The following is a 17,956-nucleotide window of genomic DNA, read 5'->3' as shown; positions in this document are numbered from 1 at the left end:
ACCACCTCTTGAGACAGGCGAGAAACTACCTGCTGGCAATCAGCTTGCAGAAAAAGGCCATTCATCATCTGCCGGCGATGCACAATTTCAGATTGTTTAGAGCTGTGCCCCTACCGCAATAACATTTGGGCTCCGCCAACGAGGACGGAGCCCATTCGGGAACAACTCGAAGATTGAGCCTTACTTGGCGGAAGCCGCGTCTTCGATGATCTTCGCAACCTTGTCAGGATGAGAAACCATTACGACGTGGGATGCACCCTTCACGACGACGGTTTCCTTGGAATGGGCACGCTCAGCCATCCAGCCAAGAGCCTTGGCGGGAATGTTCTTGTCCGCGTCGCCGTAGATGAACCAGGACGGAATGGTCTGCCACGCCGCGCCGGGGGCTGCCTCCGTCAAGGCCGCCTCGGTGATCGGACGCTGAGTTGCTGCCATCAGCTTGGCGGTCTTTGCCGGCACATCGGCAGCGAACTGCTCATGAAACTTGTCCTGCTGGATATACAGATCCTTTCCGCCATTTTCCAATGCAACGGGCTCGGCAAGCGTCGGTGCCAGGGTGCTGCCTGGGAACTTGCCCGAGAGATCGGCAGCAGACTCGCCCTTCTGGGGGGCGAAGGCAGCGACATAGACCAGTGCCTCGACATTTTTCGCCTCTGTCGCGGCCTCGCTGATGACCGAACCGCCATAGGAATGACCGACGAGAACCACCGGCGTCTTTATCCCTGCGACGACACGACCGACATAATCACCATCCGACTTCACGCTGCGCAGCGGATTGGCGACCGCGACAACCGGATAACCGTCCTTTTCGAGGCGAGCGATAACATCGTTCCAGCTCGAAGCATCGGCAAACGCGCCGTGCACGAGTACCACCGTCGGCTTTGCAGATTCAGCGGCAGCAGGGACGGCAAGAGCTGCCAGTGCGCCGAGTGCGAATACGGATTTCAGGATTTTATGCATAAGTGGCTTCCTCTTTTTGATTGTGCACAAGTTAATATGGCGCAATTATTCAGGTGTCGAGTCTTTTTTGTTCAACTAATCGCGAGCAAATGGATGGGAGAATGTTTCGGACCACCGGGCGCTGCGATAGCCGACGTGAGCGGCGCTATCATTGTATTGGCCGCGCTCCGTAGCAATCCAAACCTCCGTTCTAGGGCTTTTCGTGCGGTAACGACTGAAGAGTCGCCCACGGGTCGCCCTCAAAACCGGTTTGCCTGGGAGCTACCGGCATTGTGAGGCCCGATCCTGACCGCGTCGGCCATACAGCCGTCGTTCGATAAATCCGACCAATGTCTGATTTTGCGTCGGAGCGCACGTTGTCCTCCACCGCGGGCCGCAGGCGTAATGGGACTAATCCGAGCGAACGCTCGCGCGGCCGGCACGCGATCCGGCCACACGAAATCTCACGCGCCAGTGTCAGGCCACGCACATGCCTCCATCGACGTGAAGTTCGATTCCGTTCACGAAGGTACCAGCCGAAGCGAGGAAGAGCGCGGCCTGAGCCAGTTCTTCGGGGCGCCCGAGACGTCCTGCCGGTATCAGGTCAGCCATCTGCTGCTCGAATTGCGGGCGGTTGCTTTCACTGACGCCGAGTTTTCCCAGGATCTCGGTTTCGACCGGACCGGGGCTAAGAATGTTGACACGGATCCGGCGCGATTTGAATTCAATCGCCCAATTGCGGGCAAATGCGGCGAGCGCAGCCTTGGTGCCGGCATAGACAGTGTGGTTCGGCAGAACCTTTGTCCCGGCCAGAGAACTCGTGACGATAATATTTCCGCCATCGCGCATATGCGGAGCGATGGTCTGAACACCGAAGAAGACGCCGCGCGTATTGACCGCAAAGTGCTGGTCGTATTCGGCCTCACTGACCGCCTCTGACGCCGCGAGATTGATAATGCCGGCATTGGCCATATAGATATCGATTGCGCCAAAGCGCTCCGTAACCTCAGCCGCGAGCCGGCGATGGAAATCGATGCTGGCAACATCGCCACAAATTCCGATCGCTCCGTGGCCAATCTCGCGAACCGCGTCGTCAATAACATCCTGACGACGTCCGGTGATGACGACTTTCGCTCCCTCCTTGGCGAAAAGGAGCGCCGTCGCCTTGCCAATCCCGCTATTGCCACCGGTGATGACAGCCACTTTATCCTTTAGATCTAGCATCCTAATTCTCCTTGTTGAGACCCAGGAAATAAGCTGTCGCATCGGTCTCCATTAGCCGTGCGCAAGGACAAGGAACTGTGCCCAGAACAGACAAATGAACAGCGCGGGCGGTCATCTGCCTTGAAACCCGGCTGCAGATGAGAGCGCCCACTCGTCATCGACGGGACAACCATTGGGCGGATCGAAGCGATCTGATGCCAAGATACGTTCCCGTATGAATTGCTTCCGTCTTCCACTGTATCGTGGGATAAATCCTGTGCAGGGCATTTCAGCCTGTTGAGACGCGAATGTGTCGCCGGGAGCGGGGGATGATCGTCAGCCGGAGCGCCAGGGCATTGCGCAAACGAGAACGGGCGCTTGCCGAACTCGTCGATAGGGTGCCATCTCACATCTGGCGGCTAACGGCAGACGGCGAGCCAATCTTTTTTAACAAGCAGATGATCGATTACCTCGGCCGGGATATCGCCGATATCCATAAGCCAGGCATGAGCCGGCTCGAAGCAATGATCGAGATGGCGATCCATCCCGATGATGCCGCGGGCTTCAGGGATGCGCTCCGATATTGCTTCGCCACCGGCAAAAGCTTTTCCACGCGATACCGCCTGCGCCGCCATGATGGCGTCTATCACTGGATGTCGAGCCGCGCGGATTCGATACATGACCGGCATGGGCGCATCAGCCAGTGGTATGGCCTCTGCCATGATATCGACGATCAGGTCCACGCCGAAGAGGCGCTGCAGCGAAGTGAACGGCATCTTCAACGGCTCATCGATGCCTTGCCGGTACACATCTGCAGCTGGACGCCTGCGGGAGAGCTCTCCTATGTCAGCAGACGCTACATGCAGGAACTCGGACTTTTCAAAGCAAATTTCGAGGAGTTTGCACGGGCAGCGCAGGAGCTTCTCCATCCCGAGGATGGGCCGGAAGTGAAGCGCAGGATCAGGCATTGCATCCAGGCTGGCGAGGCTTTCATGATGCGATACAGACGGCGCGGGCCGGACGGTACGTTCCATTGGACGGAAGGCCGCTTCGAGCCCCTTCGCGATAAGAACGGCGCAGTCGTGGAATGGTACGGCCTATCGATCGATGTCGAGGATCAGGTTCGCGTGCAGGAGGCCTTGAGCCTTGCCCAGCTGAACCTTGCGCGTGCAAGCCAGGCAGCAAGCCTGGCCGAGCTTTCCGCTTCGATCGCTCATGAGATCAGCCAGCCTCTCGCGGCCGTCATATCAAGCTCGGATGTCGGCCAGCGCTGGCTCTCAGCGGAACCACCCAATATAGAACGGGCGCAGAAAGCGGTCGAACGTATCTCGGCAAGCGCTCATTCCGCCGTCGAAGTCGTCGGCCGCATCCGTGCTTTATTCAAACGCTCGGAAACATCGAGAGATTATACCGCACTCGATAGCGTGGTCAGAGAAGCGCGCGACCTCATGGCCGAGGAGGCGATGCGGCGGCGGGTGCGCATGGATCTCGAGTTCGAGCGAGACCTTCCGCCGATCGCCTTCGATCGGGTTCAGGTTCAACAGGTCCTGATCAATCTGATCCGCAACGGCCTGGAGGCCATGGATTCTGCCGGCAACGACCGCGTCCTGCGCATTCGCGCCTGCCGCGCCATGGATGCAGTGCAGATCGAGATCAGCGATCGCGGCCCGGGCGTCGAATTCCCCGATAGAATATTCGAACCCTTTTTCACGACGAAAGGACAGGGGATGGGAATGGGGCTGGCGATCAGCCGCTCCATCATCGAATCTCACGGCGGACGGTTGAGCGTGGAGCAGGCCGATCCACACGGAGCGAAGTTCGTTTTTACCCTGCCGTTTGAGATGGAACAGGCGGCTCACGCGTGACAACGCAATTCCGAATGCAGGACCTGCGCACTTCTGCGGGGTGTTCTAGCCTCCGCGATAATCCTTGATCGCGCGCTCCAGCCACGACATCAGCAAATCGGCATTGACGGGTTTCTTGAGAAAGGCAACAGCGCCTGCCTGAGAGACGGCGGCTTCGACCTCCTTGTCCCCATGTGCCGTCATGATGATGACAGGCGGATGGGATGGCATTCTGCCTAATGCCTGGAGCATCTCTACGCCTGACATTCCCGGCATTCTGACATCGGCAAGAATGCAATCAGCAAGCGAATAGCCTTTTTCGCTCAGGAATGTCTCGGCTGACTCATAGAGCTCGCATTCATAGCCGGCCGCCTCGAGCAAATCCTTGAGGGATTCCCTGAGATAGCGATGGTCATCAATGACGGCGACTGTCTTGTTGGGGGAACTTGCCATTGCGTAAGTACAATTCTTCTTTTTCGGGCAATGAGCCAGGCGCCACGCAGGTTACTGATACAGTTTGAGATCCGGTTTCAACATGTCAAATTTGCGAACGAGCTCCGCGAGGGAGCCGGCCTGCATCTTTTTCATCATTCGTCCCCGGTGCAGTTTCACCATGATTTCGCTGATCTGCATTTCATGTGCAATCTGCTTGTTCATCAATCCGGCTGCGACATAATGCAAGACTTCCCGCTCGCGCGGAGTAAGCCTGGCCTCGCAAATTTGCAACTCGGCGCGGATAGCGGCCTCTTTCCGGTTCTCGGCATCTCGCCTGATTGCTTCGCCGACTGCGGCGATCACGGCGCTGCCTGCAAACGGCTTGATCAGGAAATCCGTCGCTCCTGCCTTCATTGCCTTTACGGTCAGCGGAACACTTCCGTGACCTGACATGAAGATAATGGGCATGGTGTTGCCGGCGGCGGCGAGCTGGTCCTGAAAGTCCAGGCCACTGATGCCGGGCATCCGCACGTCGAGGAGAATGCAGCCGGCCTGCCTCATATCGCAGCGCTCCAGAAAATCCGAAGCGCTCTCGAATGCGATGGCCTTCATCGCCACCGACTCGAAAAGGTCCACGAGAGAAGCCCTGACAGGGCCTTCGTCGTCGACGATACAGACAACCGGCTCGTCGCTCGTGCTGACTTGATCGATCATCATGGCTTTCCGCGCCTCCAAACGACTGCTTTGCAGAACTCCCCTACCGCCGGACAGCGATCAAGCCAGACACTGCTCCGGTGTGCCGCGTTCATGAGGGGGTTCCCGTCAGCTGAGAGCCACGCCGAAATTTCACCTGGCGACGTGGTCATGTGGCCGCAATACTACCATGCGGCCCGCTTCGCCAAAATACGCCAGGGGGCTAGGTTCGGCTGCAAGATTGATCCGCAAGTCGGTCAAATTCCCTCATCATTGCAAACAGGTAGTCCGCCCATTGCGTCAGGTGAGCCGCGCGGATGCACCCGCGCAGAACCATCGCAAGGCACACCTTCGTTGCCCCCGTCGCACACCTTCGTATAACTGCTTAGCCCGCGAGCCGCCTGTAAGCTGATCACGACCAAGATCGATCAAAGGCGGTTATGATGAGATATGACCCAAGCTCTCGGTACAGGCCTCTCGAGACGCCCAGGCTTCCGCTCGTGATCATCGGCGGTCTGATAATCGCAATACTTGCATATCTCGGCTATGGAGCTACATCGGCGCCCAAGGCGTCCGCAAAAATCTATGTGCCGCTCGCGACATCCTCGTCGTCGCAAGCCGAACCGAATGTCGCATATTTCATCGTGAATGGCGAAACGCTCGCCATGCCACTCGAGCATCGTCCGACGGCGCTCAAGGTTGCGTCCCGCTAGCCGAAGCCGGGCGCATCTCTGCATAGCATCATGCTGGGCCGCAAGAACCCAGACATATAAAAATGTGCTCCGCAATATATACTTGGTTTAGTTGCCCCCTCCTTCAATTTTCTCGTCGATGACGGTATTCTCACGCAGTTCGGGGAAGCGGCATGTCTGCTGGCAGTTGGAGGATCATGCATGGGGGTGGCCACCTCCAAGGGGTCGAAAAGTCCGGTCGCGATTTTGGTTGACGACGATGAGACCGTTTGCGCGGCTCTGGAGAACCTGCTGAATTCGGTCGGCATCGACGCAATGACGTTTTTATCGGGCCGGGAATTTCTCGAAGCGAAGCTGCCCGACCGCCCGAGTTGCGTCGTCCTGGATGTTCGTATGCCCGGCATCAGCGGTCTGGACCTGCAGCATCATTTGACCCGCAATGGCGTCACCACACCGGTGCTTTTTCTGACGGCACACGGGGATATTGCGATGAGCGTGCAGGCAATGAAGGCTGGGGCGCAGGATTTCCTGACCAAACCCGTACGGGACCAGACCTTTCTCGATGCCGTGTCCAGCGCCATCGCAACAGATATCAGCCGCAGGAACGCCTTGTCTGCAGCCGATCGATACGTTTCCCTTTTTGAAACCCTCACGGTACGCGAACGCCAGGTTCTGAAGCTGGTCGTATCCGGCGAAGTCAACAAACAGATAGCCTTCTCCCTCGGGATCAGCGAATTTACGGTGAAGCTTCACCGCAGCAATATGATGAAAAAAATGCAGGTCAGTTCGGTGGCGCAGCTTTTCAATGTCTGGCAGGCGCTGCCGTCGCATGTCCGAATGAACGATGGCTGAAATTACCAACCAGCGTCAGGTCGGGGAAAAGACAACGACAGCAAAGCAAAGAGGACTCCCATGCAGTTGACATCGTCAAAAGAACGGATCGTCACGGCCATGGCTATTGGCGGCAGCGGCATCCTGCTGGCAGGGCTTTTCGCAGACACCTCCGGCATTCTCGTCGCAATGGTCGCCATCTGGCTCTATACAAGCTGGCGCACAGGTCTGGCCGTGCTGCTCATCGGCTGCTTGTTGACGGCGACTGTCATTCTCTCCCCCGCCAATTTCGGCAATGATGAACCCGCGCGGGTCGTCATGTTCGCCTGCTCGGCCACTGCGCTCTGGTTTTTCATCAACGTCTTCAAGCCGCAGAGCCTCTTCGACCGCGTTTACAAGAACATCCAGCCCAATATCGAAGACATTCCGGGCTTTGGCTGGTCGGCCTATCCTGACGGCCGCCTGCGCTTCCTGAATCCGAAGGCGCTCGACTTTGTCGGCGTAACTGCCGAGGAAATGAGCAGGATCGCCAAGCTAGACAATCATTCATGGTGGAGCCTCTTCGTGCATCCCGACGATGTCGAGGGATGCAAGCAGCGATGGGAACACAGCCTCAGGACAGGCGAGCCGATCTTCGAAGAGCAGCGTGTGCGGCGCGCCGACGGGACATACCGATGGCTTCGCGATTCCGCCATCGCATCGCGTGACGAAAACGGCCACATTACGGCGTGGTTCGCGACATCGGTCGATATCGACGATCAACGAAAGGCGGAGGCTGCTCTGCGGGAAAGCCGGGAGCAGCTGCAGCAGATGATCGACACAGTCCCTGCCCTCATCTGGTGCGCCAGCCCGGCCGGCGAAACCTCCTATATCAACAAGCCCCTTATGCACTGGACCGGGATTTCGCTGGAGGGCAATGATCCCGTGGATACAAGGAGGTTCGCGACAGCGATCATCGACACGATCCACCCCGAAGACCAGACGCTGTTTCAGGAGAGCCTTTCGCGGGCTTTCAAAACCGGCGAGCGCTTCGCCCTGAAATATCGGCAGCGGCGCTGCGATGGCGTCTATCGCTGGATCGACGGCAAAGCCGAGCCGCTTCGCGATGCCGATGGCCAGATCATTCAGTGGTACGGCGTCTGCCTCGACATCCATGACGAGATGGAAGCGCATGAAGCAGCGCGCCAGCGGGAGGCGGAACTACGCCTCATCGTCGATACGGTACCGTCTCTGATCTGGCTCATGACCCCCGAAGGACTTCCCTGCTATCTCAACAAGCGCTTCTCCGAATGGGCAGGGCTCAACGAAGGCGATATTCATTCGAGGACGACGGAAGAGGTCGCTGCCGAAGCAGAACTCGTCCATCCCGAGGATCGCGCCGCAGTGACCGAGGCGTTCAGACATGCCATTGCGACGGGTCAGCCCATCAATCACAAGGGCCGGCTTCGCCATAAGGACGGGCAGTATCGATGGATGGATTCACGCGTCGAACCCCTGCGCGACGAGAATGGCAAGATCATTCGCTGGTACGGCGTCAATCTCGACATCGACGACGAGGTCCGTGCGCAGGAGGCGCTGCGCCAATCCGACGAGAGATTGGCAAGGGCGCTGCGCGCCGCCAGCATGTCGGAACTTTCCGTCTCGATTGCGCATGAACTCAATCAACCGCTGCAGGCGGTGGTGGCCAATGCGAATGCCTTCCGCCGTTGGCTGAGCGCGGAACCGCCGAATCTCGAACGCGCCCTGCGGTCCGCCGACTGGATTGTGCGCGATGCCGATGCGGCCGCCGAAGTGGTCAGCCGCATCAGGGCGCTGTTCGGCAAGACCGCCTACCCCAGAACCACGGTCGATCTGAACAATCTGATCAACGATGCCTGCGAACTGATCGCCGACAGGCTCGCCTCCAACAAGGTGAAGCTCGATGTCAATCTCGATCCTTATCTGCCTTCGACCAGCGCGGACCATGTGCAAATGGAACAGGTGATCCTCAACCTCATCCGCAATGGCATCGAAGCGATGCACGATATCGAGCCCAGAGCCCGTACACTAAAGATCGAGTCCAGGTTGCGGGACGGCGACACCGTCGAAGTGGAAGTGAGCGACCTGGGCACCGGGATCAGCGACACCGAGAAGATTTTCGAGGCGTTCTACACGACGAAGCAGGATGGGATGGGCATGGGCCTTGCGATTTGCCGATCGATCATCGAATCCCATGGCGGACGACTGTGGGCCGAGAATGGGCTTCGCGGCGGTGCATCGATCACATTCAGCCTGCCGGTGCGCGACCTTCTCGCCAAGCCGGCGCCGCGCGAAATCCACATCAGGCCGTCAGTCAAAGAACTCGAGGCCCTGTCAGCATGACTAACGGCGACAAACGCACCACGCTGGCTCTCGCCATCAGTTGATCATGGCGGGGGAGTAATCCGGCTTAACGGATACCATCTTGAACGGCGCTTTGCGCCGCAAGATCTTGGCGCCATTGGCTGGGTGTCGTTCCGACGAAACGCCGGAACAACCGGCTGAAATGCGCATGATCCGACAAGCCGCAAGCAAAGGCGATATCACCCATTTCATGCTCGGAGGCGAGCAGCAATGTCCGGGCACGCTCGATCCGCTGCTGCATGACAAAAGCATAGGGTGACATGCCGAAGCTGATCGAAAAGGCGCGGCGGAAATGGCCAGGGCTCAGCTTTGCCGCAGCCGCCAGATCCTCAACACGAACCGGCCCTTCCAGTCTCGCATCGACATAGTCGGTGACGCGTTTGACCTGCCAGTTGCTGAGCCCGGTCCTGCGGCGGACATTTGTCTCTGAGACCTGCGACCGATCACGGGACTCGGAGGAACCACCGTGACGGGGCACCGCCAAAACGCCTTCCTTCAACCTGATCTCGTCATCCATCAGACCGCCCCATGCAACAGCGGGATCGCCATATCCAGATGAACTCTGATCGCCCCGGAAATCCATAGGGTTGAGGACTAGCGAACTAGGCCGGAGGGATAGGTTTCAAGAATGCTACAGCTCGATACGCGGATCGGCGAGCGTCTGCAAAATTTCGACGACGATGTTCACGAGGATGTAGAAGGTTCCAAGAACAACTGTGACTCCTAGCACGGCTGGAAGATCGGCGCTGCTCAGGGACTGAACCATATAAAGCCCAAGGCCCGGCCACCCGAACACGAGTTCGACGATCAGCAGGTTGCCGAACAGAAGCCGGATCTGCAGACCAACCATCGCCAATGCCGGAGATGCAGCGTTGCGAAGACCATGGCGCAAGACGACCGCCGCCTCCCGAAGACCCTTTCCCCGTGCAGTTCCGATGTAGGGCTGATGCATCACTTCGCGCAGCGCACTGTCGAGGCTTCGTCCCACCGCCACGGCAATCGGCAGCGCCAGAGCCAGGGCCGGCAGGAGCAGATGTCTGGCGGCATCCAGGCTGAGGTCGCCCCTGCCGCCGACAAGCGCGTCGATCATGTTGAAGCCAGTCGGGCCGCCTATATCGTCCTCGCTCATCCGGCCCGAACCCGGCAACCAGCCAAGACGGAACCAGAGAAAATAGACCAAAAGCAAGGCCGACATGAACGTCGGAACCGAGCCGGCCGCGATCAAGAGGAATCTCAACCCTCCAGAGCCGCCCAGGATACGGGGCATCACCGCAATGACAGCTGCCAGTACAAGGCCGATGCAGAGAGCAGCTAGTGACAGTTCGAGTGAAGCGGGCAGATATTCTCTTATGTCGGCGGCCACGGGCTGACGGGTTCTGGTCGACGTCCCGAGATCACCTTCAGCGAGTCGCGAGAGAAACCGGCCATACTGGACGATAATAGGATCATCGAGGCCAAGTTGCTGGCGAAGAGCGTTCACACTCGAAAGCGGCGTGAGCGGTCCGGCGATAGCGCGCGCGGGATCTGCCGGAATGATGCTCTGCAGGCAGAACACGGCAAAGCTCATTGCCAAGAGAACGACCACGAGACCCGATAGGCGCCTTATAAAGTAGACCAGCATATCCTAGGTTCCTCGCAACGCCGTGCGAAGGCCGTCTCCCGCAAGATTGGCGAGAAGACAGATGATAAAAATGGCCGCCGCCGGCAATATTGGCAGCCACCAATAAATGGACAGACTATCAAGCGCCCTCGATGTCATCGCCCCGAGCTCAGGCGCCGGGGCCGGTTGGCCGAGCCCGATGAAGGACATGAGCGACATCGTCATAATGGCCGTTGCGACATCCAGTGTCGCCGCCACGAGCAGGGCCGGAAGTGCGCCCGGGAGAAGGTAGCGCAGCAGCAGACGCGGGCCGCTGATACCGGCAATTCTTGCAGCCTCGACATGCGGACGACCGTTCAGCCGCCGAAGCTCGTCGCGGGATATGCGCGCATACCAGGGCCACCACGCGATACCCATCGCAATCATCGTATTAGTAAGCCCTCCACCCAGGGTGGCGATTATCGCAAGCGCCACCAGCGTCGATGGCATGACCAGGAAGAACTCGGCTACCCATTGCGCCAGCATGTCGAGCCTGCGGCTGATGAGACGGGGTATCATGCCGACGCATGTGCCGACGACGAGGCTGATGAGCACAAGGGCAAGCGCGGGCAGCCATGTATATTGGATACCGATGACGATACGCGAGAAGAGATCACGCCCAATCTCGTCTGTCCCGAACCAGTGCTCGGCGGAAGGCGGCAGATAGGCCGCCGCGACACGGAGCTGCGGGTCGAATGGCGTGAGCCATGCGGCGAACAACGCGATGATCGTTACGGCAACTACGCCAAAAAGCCCAATCCGGTCGATCCAGCTGGTGCGGCCGAGAACAACGGGCCAGCGCACGAAGCGTTCCTCGGGAAGGAACTCGGGAATGTTCATAGGTCCGGTCCGCTTGTGCTCGCTTGGGTTCTCGGCATCGCTGCGAGAACGGAGCCCATCGATGGTACATTAAAACCGTCAGTGATCTTATCTGGATCACCCTGCTGCACCACCCGACCTTCATCCAGCACAGCGATACGATCGGCGATTATTCTTGCGGCGGCCAGATCATGGGTCACGAAAAGCACCGCCATGTCTAGGCGGCGTCTGATCTCGCCGAGAAGGTTCAACGTGGTCGCAGCAAGCGATACATCGAGCGCGCTGATCGGTTCGTCGCAGAGCAGAAGTTTCGGCGGCACGATGATCGCGCGGGCGATGACGGCACGCTGGCATTGACCAATGGACAGACCGGCCGGCAGTGAAGACATCAAGCTCTCGTCGAGGCCGACCATTTCTAGCGCCCTGCCAACCTTTTGAAGGCGCTCTGCCTTGCTAAGACCCAGATACCGTAACCGATCGCCGATCTGTTCGCCGATGGAAAGCCAAGGCGTGAGGGATGCCGCAGCATCCTGAAAGACAATTTGTGGCGCATTGTCGATACGGAAAATCTCTCCACCATCAGGGAGCAGAAGTCCGGCCGCGAGCCTGATAATCGTCGATTTGCCGGCGCCGCTTTTCCCAAGGAGGGCCAAGCACTCACCAAGCGCGACCGAAAGATTGACCGATTCCAGCACCTGCTGAGATCTGCGGCGACCAAAGGGGCCGATGGACGTAAAGCTCTTCCTGACATTGGACAACCGCAGCGCTTCCACGGGCGTCGCCGCTGTGACCATCGGCCAGACTTCCGTAGAACGAAGTTGATCTGCACTGGATTTGACCAGGTCGGTGAAGAAGCACGCCGCCGTGTGGTCGCTGACAGAAAGCTGTGTTGGTTGGGGCCGGCTGTTTAAGCACTTGTCCCGGACGATGAGGCAACGGGAGGCATAACAACAAACGTTTTCCGGATCGGCAAGCCTCATCCGCTCGACCGGCAGAGTAGGCAGAAGGTGCATGCGATCCGTGTCAAAATCGAATCGAGTGGCAAGCAGACCGGCGAGATAAGGATGGCCGGGATTTGTCAAAACATCTGCCGTTCTACCCAATTCCAGAATCCGCCCGCCATAGATTACAAGCACGCGATCCGCGAGCGATGCAGCTGCGACAAGATTATGGGTGATGAAAAGAATTGCAGTCTGCTGCTCCCGAGCGATCTTGTGTAGCAGTTCGAGAACCTTACTTCGCAAGGGTAAGTCGAGTGAGGTAATTGACTCATCGGCAATCAGAACTTTTGGCTGTGCCATCAATGCCATCGCGATCAGGACGCGCTGGCGCTGTCCACCAGACAGGCGATGCGGAAATGTGTCGAGTATGGCTTTCGTGTTCTCGAGTCCGACCCTGCCAAGCCAATCCCCGATGAAGCTGTCGTCTCCATCGGCCGATTCCCTGAGTTGATGGCGGATCGTCATCGTCGGGTTGAGGGCACCCATCGGATCCTGGGGAATGGCACGCACAAGCGAGTGACGTGCCGCACGAAGAACCCGCGGCTCTGCTCCAACTATCTCCAAACCGGCAAGATCGATCGAGCCGCTGACCTTCGGCTCGCTAGAGGCCGGCAGAAGACCCTGAATTGTTGCTCCAAGCGTAGATTTGCCCGAGCCGCTCTCTCCGACGACCGCAATGATCTCGCCCGGGAGCGCCTCGAAATTGATCCCATCGAGCACAAGGTGGTCACGATCGCTTCGCCGCAGGACGACACTGAGATTGGCGATGGAGAGGACTGCCTTGCTCACAGCCATCATGCCTCACAGGCTGAGTTAGAGCCACGAACTCCGTCTGAGGCCGTCACCCCGGCCATCAGCGTCTCACGCTCGAAAAATCGATGCTGCCTCTTGGAAAGACCGGCCGCAGACCCAAATCCTTCAGCCCCACGCGATGAACTACAACGTCGTCGACATCGACGAGCGGGATGAAATGGCCTGCATCGAAATACATCTGGCCGGCTTTTTCATAAAGCGCGTTGCGCGCGGCGATATCCGCTTTGGATGCGCCTTCCGCGACAAGCGCATCCGCATCCGGAAGCGCCCTGCCGTAAAGATTGAGCGGCGCATCCTTGGTGAAGAAGGCCTTCGCCTGATTGTCGGGATGAGCCGCGTCCGGTGAAGCGATGATCAGCAGCATGTCCGGAGCTGCAGGGTCGCCCTTCATGGCATAGGCCGCCCCCGGCGGCATGATATGGGAGGTGGCCTGGACACCGATGAGAGATAGCCCGGCGATCATCAGGTCGGCGATACGCCCGTAGCTCGGATTGGCGCTGTAGAGTCCGATGCTGAGGGTGACCGCTCCGTGCCTGGTGATGGCAGATTTCGCTGCCTCAATATCCGTCGGAAATTGCACTGGCTGACCCGGATCCAGCATGATGTTCGGATAGAGCGATTTCGAGACATGCGCATATTGCCCGAAAGCATCGCTCGCCCACAAATTCGGGTTGATCGCGGTCAGAACCGCCTTGCGAACCTCGGCATCGTCGAGCGGCGATCCCGGCTTAATGAAGGCCTCGTATTGTGTCATGCTGGGAGCCGAGGTTATTTGCAGATCGGCTGGCAGGCTACTGACCTGCGCGAACGGGAAATTGGCAGGTACGGCATCGATCTCACCGGCTTTCAATTTGAGAATCTGCTGGCCGATATCAGGAATGACCAAAAATTCCACCTTGCCGAAAAAAGGTTTGGCCCCCCAATAGTTTTCGTTCCGCTCGAGCACATATCGCTCACCTCGCTTGAATTCGGCGAGCTTGAAAGGCCCGGTTCCAACCGCATGATCGGTCAGCCATCCCGTGGCAAGGTCGCCCTTGGCATGATCGGAAAGGGCTCCCGGGCTGATGACTTTCGGCCCCCACGGGCTTGCGAGACTATCCATGAAGGAAGGCTGTGTATGGCGCAGCGTGATGACGACGGTGGAAGCATCCGGTGCTGCGATATCTGCCATGTTGGCGAGCGTATAGTTCTGGACAAGACCGCCGTCGCGACGGCGCTTGAATGAGGTGACAACCGCATCCGCGTTTAGGGCCGTACCATCATGAAACTTGACGCCGTCGACAAGGTGAAACGTATAGGCCAGACCGTCCCCCGATACCTCCCAGCTCTTTGCCAGCAAGCCGGCGATCTTCGTTGAGCCGGCTTCATATTTGACGAGACCCTCGTAGACGCTGTCGAGCGTCGTCAATCCGGCAACCTCAAAACCGTTGTCGGGGTCGAGACTGCCTATATCGGACGAATAGGGAATACGCAGGACATCTTCAGCATGACCCGTAACAACGAAAATCAGCAGTCCAAGTGAAAGGGCAAGCAGGCGAAGACCGATAGCTCGGCTGGTGCGTGCGAATATCGAAGCGAACAGGAATTTCGGCATGAGTGATCCGTGATTGTGTCATATCGGTCGCAGACGGCGGAAGCACAAGGCGACCAAATGCCCGATGCGCAACCGTTGCCAACGCCGTTGTCATCACAATTATAGCGTCACGTTGCTGAAAATCCTTGAAGATTCCGCGCCATAAATATCTCCGGATTCCCTGGCGGACCATATCGCGGAAGCATGTTTCAATGCGTTACCGTTGCACCTGCCTGCAATCCGACAGACCGAAGATAGGCTTCCAATGCTGCCGCTTCGGGCTGCGATACGATCGCGCCGATATAACCATCGGGACGGACAAGGATCCACTCGCCCGACGCGATGTCATAGGTTTCGCGGAACCGGTTTTCGCTGTCCATGAGATCGCCGCCTTGTCCAATCCTATGAATACGCAGGCCCTTGCGCGGCTGAATGGAAATGGCTGCCGCCTCAAATCCGAGAAGTGTCCAATGCGGGCCTTTGAAGAGCTCGAATAGCCGGGTAGCCTGACCTGCGGCACCCTTCAGCAGCGCATCGGGAGCGCGGTCCCCGGCGAGGATACGAGCCCGACGCAGCGGATCGTCAAGCGACAGGCTGGATCCGCCATAACCGATGTCAAGCTGGTGAACCTCGCGGCCACGCCGCATCTCGCCGCGTTTCGCTTCGTCGAGCAGCCTGGTGGCGAGCCCCAGCATGTCCGCTGCGATCGGACGGCGCTCTTCCTCATAGGTGTCGAGCAGCCCCTCTGGAGCACCCGACAGGACGGCTGCCAGTTTCCAGCCAAGATTATAGGCGTCCTGAATGCTGGTGTTCAGTCCCTGGCCACCTGTCGGCGGGTGGATATGGGCTGCGTCGCCGGCGAGAAAGACACGGCCAACGCGATAACTATCGGCAAGCCGGGCGTTCATATTGAATGCCGAAGCCCAGGAAACCGATTGAATATTGATATCGCTGCGGCCTGTGCGCTCAGCCGTGAGGGCCGAAAGCCCCTCGGCGGAGAGATCGATTTCACCCTCCAGGGGTATCGGCCCCTGCATCTGGAAGAGGCCTGTCTCGGCCAAGGGGCAAAAGGAGATCTGCGTTTCCATCGATCCCTCGTTGAATCGATGCCAGACGTCACTGCTCAAACCTGCCAACGTCACATCGGCGACGATCGCGCGAACGCCGAGCGTCTTTCCCGGAAAATCGATGGAAAGTGCATGGCGGACAAAGCTTCGGCCGCCGTCAGTACCAACGAGGTAACGCGCCCGCATGATTTGCTCTTCTCCGCCCTTGGAAATCCTCGCGGTGACCCCTTGCCCGTCCTGCTCGAAGGCAATCAAAGCGCAACCAAATTCCGGGTAGTGACCGAGTTCTGCGAGGCGTTCGCGCATTGCTGCCTCCGTCAGAAATTGAGGGACGAGAAGCGGCGTGCCGTAGGGCTCGGCCGGGATCGGTTCGCCGCCCTCGAAAAGCGCAACAACCTTCACGCTACCGTCGCCATGATATTCGCGCTGGTGCGGATAGAGGCTGCCGGAAGCGGCAATCCTGTCGACGATACCAAGATCCTCAAAGACTTCCAGGGTTCGCGGCTGGAGGCCTTTGCCGCGTGAGCCGCGAAACGGATCATCCATTTTCTCGATCAGCCGGAAGGATACGCCGCGCCGCGCCAGATCGATCGCCAGTGTCAGGCCGGCAGCGCCGGCGCCACAAATCAAAACATCGATTGCATCTGCATCTGTCATTGCCGTAGCTCCTCATTTATGTGTATTACGCACATAATAGGAGAACAGGAATGCCGTCAACAAAAAATGTGCAAAATACACATATCTCAAACTGTATCCGTGACCTTCATGGATCACTCCTTGAAATCGTCAGCGTCATGAACCGTCCGCAACGGGACGAAGCAATGGTCAGGGAGGCTGGGATTTCGCTCGACCGTGCGCTCTTTCCCCTGCTGGTGGGTATCGAGAGACTGGGGCCAATCGGCGTGGTCGAGCTGGCCGACCGTGCCGGCCGCGACTACACGACAGTCAGCCGTCAGGTCGCCAAGCTGGAGAGCCTCGGCCTGATCCAGCGTCAGGCCAGCGCGACGGACCGGYGCGTCAGCGAAGCAATCGTGACCCCGCAAGGCAAATCGATGACGGATCGTGTCGATGCCGCGCGCGAGCGCATGGGGATCGAGATATTCAAGACCTGGGATCCCGATGATCTCGACAATCTGGTCCGCCTGATGCGCAAGTTCGCCGATGCCGTGAGGGACGACCCGGCTCGGAGTTGAACCTGATGGAATGCAGGCGCCTGTGGACACGGCGCCTGCGAACTGTAGCGCATCTACCAGCAGGTGAAACCTGCGTCGACGCTGACGATTGCACCCGTCATCAGGCTTGCAGCACCCGATGCAAGGAAGAGAACAGCGCTGGCAACCTCCTCCGGCGTGCCCATTCGTCCCATCGGCGTATCGTTGAGCCAGATCGGAATCCGTTCACGATTGGCTTCGACTGCCGCAACCATCGGCGTTTCGATATAAGTCGGCGCGACGGCATTGACCCTGACGCCGTGCTGGGCCCACTCGGCGGCCATCGAGCGCGTTATGTGGTGCACAGCCGCCTTCGAAACATTATAAGGTGTCTGCGCCTGCGGCCGGTTGCAGATGATGCCCGACATCGAACCGAGATTGACGATCGCACCGCGTTTCATCGCAACCATGTGACGGCCGAAGGAACGCGAGCACCAGAAGACGCCATTGACATTGACGTCCATCATCCGCAGCCAGTCGGCGTCGGTGACGTCCTCCGACGAAATGCCGTTCTTGCCGATCCCTGCATTGTTCACCAGGATCGATGCCGGCCGGCCACCATCGGCAAGCTCATTGGCAATGGCCTCCATGCGCGCGGAATCAGTGACGTCACCCAACCGTAACTCGATGTCATAGCCCTTGCCCCGAAGCGCCAGCGCCTCCTCTGCGTCGGCTTCGTTACGCTCGATCACGATGACGGCGGCACCAGCCTCGGCGAGCGCATGGGCGCAGCAAAGTCCAATGGCGCGTCCGCCGCCGGTAACGACAGCCCGTTCACCGTCGAGGCGGAATTTTTCCTGATAGCTCATAGCTC

15 protein-coding genes are annotated in these 17,956 nt (G+C 58.7%); 4 read left to right on the top strand and 11 right to left on the bottom strand.

Annotated elements, in window-relative coordinates; all coding sequences use genetic code 11:
- Positions 1–180 precede the first annotated feature (180 nt).
- Both AC1DF8_RS11530 and AC1DF8_RS11525 read right to left on the bottom strand, forming a co-directional pair.
- Positions 181–960, bottom strand: a complete 780-nt coding sequence (locus AC1DF8_RS11530) for an alpha/beta fold hydrolase (RefSeq protein ID WP_478153617.1) — start codon at positions 958–960, stop codon at positions 181–183.
- Between the two features lie 456 nt (positions 961–1,416).
- Positions 1,417–2,163 (bottom strand): glucose 1-dehydrogenase, encoded by a 747-nt coding sequence (locus tag AC1DF8_RS11525; protein WP_112969109.1) that lies wholly within the window; start codon positions 2,161–2,163, stop codon positions 1,417–1,419.
- A 308-nt stretch (positions 2,164–2,471) separates the two neighbouring features.
- Between AC1DF8_RS11525 and AC1DF8_RS11520 the strand changes: the two genes are divergently transcribed.
- Positions 2,472–4,007, top strand: a complete 1,536-nt coding sequence (locus tag AC1DF8_RS11520) for a PAS domain-containing protein (RefSeq protein WP_162729951.1) — start codon at positions 2,472–2,474, stop codon at positions 4,005–4,007.
- A gap of 45 nt (positions 4,008–4,052) precedes the next feature.
- On the opposite strand, the gene AC1DF8_RS11515 is transcribed toward AC1DF8_RS11520, so the two are convergent.
- Together AC1DF8_RS11515 and AC1DF8_RS11510 are read right to left on the bottom strand one after the other, a co-directional pair.
- The gene (locus AC1DF8_RS11515) at positions 4,053–4,439 is read right to left on the bottom strand and encodes a response regulator transcription factor (RefSeq protein WP_478153614.1); all 387 of its coding nucleotides are present in this window, start codon (positions 4,437–4,439) and stop codon (positions 4,053–4,055) included.
- Between the two features lie 51 nt (positions 4,440–4,490).
- Positions 4,491–5,135, bottom strand: coding sequence for a response regulator transcription factor (locus AC1DF8_RS11510; RefSeq protein ID WP_478153612.1), 645 nt, complete (start codon positions 5,133–5,135; stop codon positions 4,491–4,493).
- A gap of 872 nt (positions 5,136–6,007) precedes the next feature.
- Here AC1DF8_RS11510 and AC1DF8_RS11505 point away from each other — a divergent pair.
- Positions 6,008–6,658 carry a response regulator transcription factor gene (locus AC1DF8_RS11505; protein ID WP_112546294.1) on the top strand — a complete coding sequence of 217 codons (651 nt, stop codon included), beginning with the start codon at positions 6,008–6,010 and terminating at the stop codon, positions 6,656–6,658.
- A 60-nt stretch (positions 6,659–6,718) separates the two neighbouring features.
- Complete coding sequence (locus AC1DF8_RS11500) at positions 6,719–8,998, top strand: PAS domain-containing protein (protein WP_478153610.1); 2,280 nt, start codon at positions 6,719–6,721, stop codon at positions 8,996–8,998.
- Positions 8,999–9,065: 67 nt separating this feature from the next.
- Here AC1DF8_RS11500 and AC1DF8_RS11495 read toward each other — a convergent pair whose 3' ends face one another.
- The 6 genes from AC1DF8_RS11495 to AC1DF8_RS11470 form a co-directional block, all read right to left on the bottom strand.
- On the bottom strand, positions 9,066–9,536 hold the full coding sequence (locus tag AC1DF8_RS11495; protein ID WP_478153608.1) for a helix-turn-helix domain-containing protein: 471 nt from the start codon (positions 9,534–9,536) through the stop codon (positions 9,066–9,068).
- Between the two features lie 114 nt (positions 9,537–9,650).
- The gene (locus AC1DF8_RS11490; protein ID WP_478153606.1) at positions 9,651–10,640 is read right to left on the bottom strand and encodes an ABC transporter permease; all 990 of its coding nucleotides are present in this window, start codon (positions 10,638–10,640) and stop codon (positions 9,651–9,653) included.
- 3 nt (positions 10,641–10,643) lie between these two features.
- Complete coding sequence (locus AC1DF8_RS11485) at positions 10,644–11,498, bottom strand: ABC transporter permease (protein WP_478153604.1); 855 nt, start codon at positions 11,496–11,498, stop codon at positions 10,644–10,646.
- Positions 11,495–13,273: an ABC transporter ATP-binding protein gene (locus AC1DF8_RS11480; RefSeq protein ID WP_478153715.1), complete on the bottom strand. Its 1,779-nt coding sequence runs from the start codon at positions 13,271–13,273 to the stop codon at positions 11,495–11,497. Before AC1DF8_RS11480 ends, AC1DF8_RS11485 begins: the two co-directional genes overlap by 4 nt.
- Positions 13,274–13,331: 58 nt before the next feature.
- Positions 13,332–14,885 carry an ABC transporter substrate-binding protein gene (locus AC1DF8_RS11475; protein ID WP_478153602.1) on the bottom strand — a complete coding sequence of 518 codons (1,554 nt, stop codon included), beginning with the start codon at positions 14,883–14,885 and terminating at the stop codon, positions 13,332–13,334.
- Positions 14,886–15,073: 188 nt separating this feature from the next.
- Complete coding sequence (locus AC1DF8_RS11470; RefSeq protein ID WP_478153600.1) at positions 15,074–16,588, bottom strand: FAD-dependent oxidoreductase; 1,515 nt, start codon at positions 16,586–16,588, stop codon at positions 15,074–15,076.
- Between the two features lie 50 nt (positions 16,589–16,638).
- Between AC1DF8_RS11470 and AC1DF8_RS11465 the strand changes: the two genes are divergently transcribed.
- Positions 16,639–17,124, top strand: coding sequence for a MarR family winged helix-turn-helix transcriptional regulator (locus AC1DF8_RS11465; RefSeq protein WP_478153599.1), 486 nt, complete (start codon positions 16,639–16,641; stop codon positions 17,122–17,124).
- Between the two features lie 53 nt (positions 17,125–17,177).
- Here AC1DF8_RS11465 and AC1DF8_RS11460 read toward each other — a convergent pair whose 3' ends face one another.
- Positions 17,178–17,951 (bottom strand): SDR family NAD(P)-dependent oxidoreductase, encoded by a 774-nt coding sequence (locus AC1DF8_RS11460; RefSeq protein WP_478153597.1) that lies wholly within the window; start codon positions 17,949–17,951, stop codon positions 17,178–17,180.
- Between the last annotated feature and the right edge of the window lie 5 nt (positions 17,952–17,956).

The organism is Rhizobium sp. 05N49 (assembly GCF_056396805.1).
This window is presented reverse-complemented; position numbering and strand designations above follow the sequence as displayed.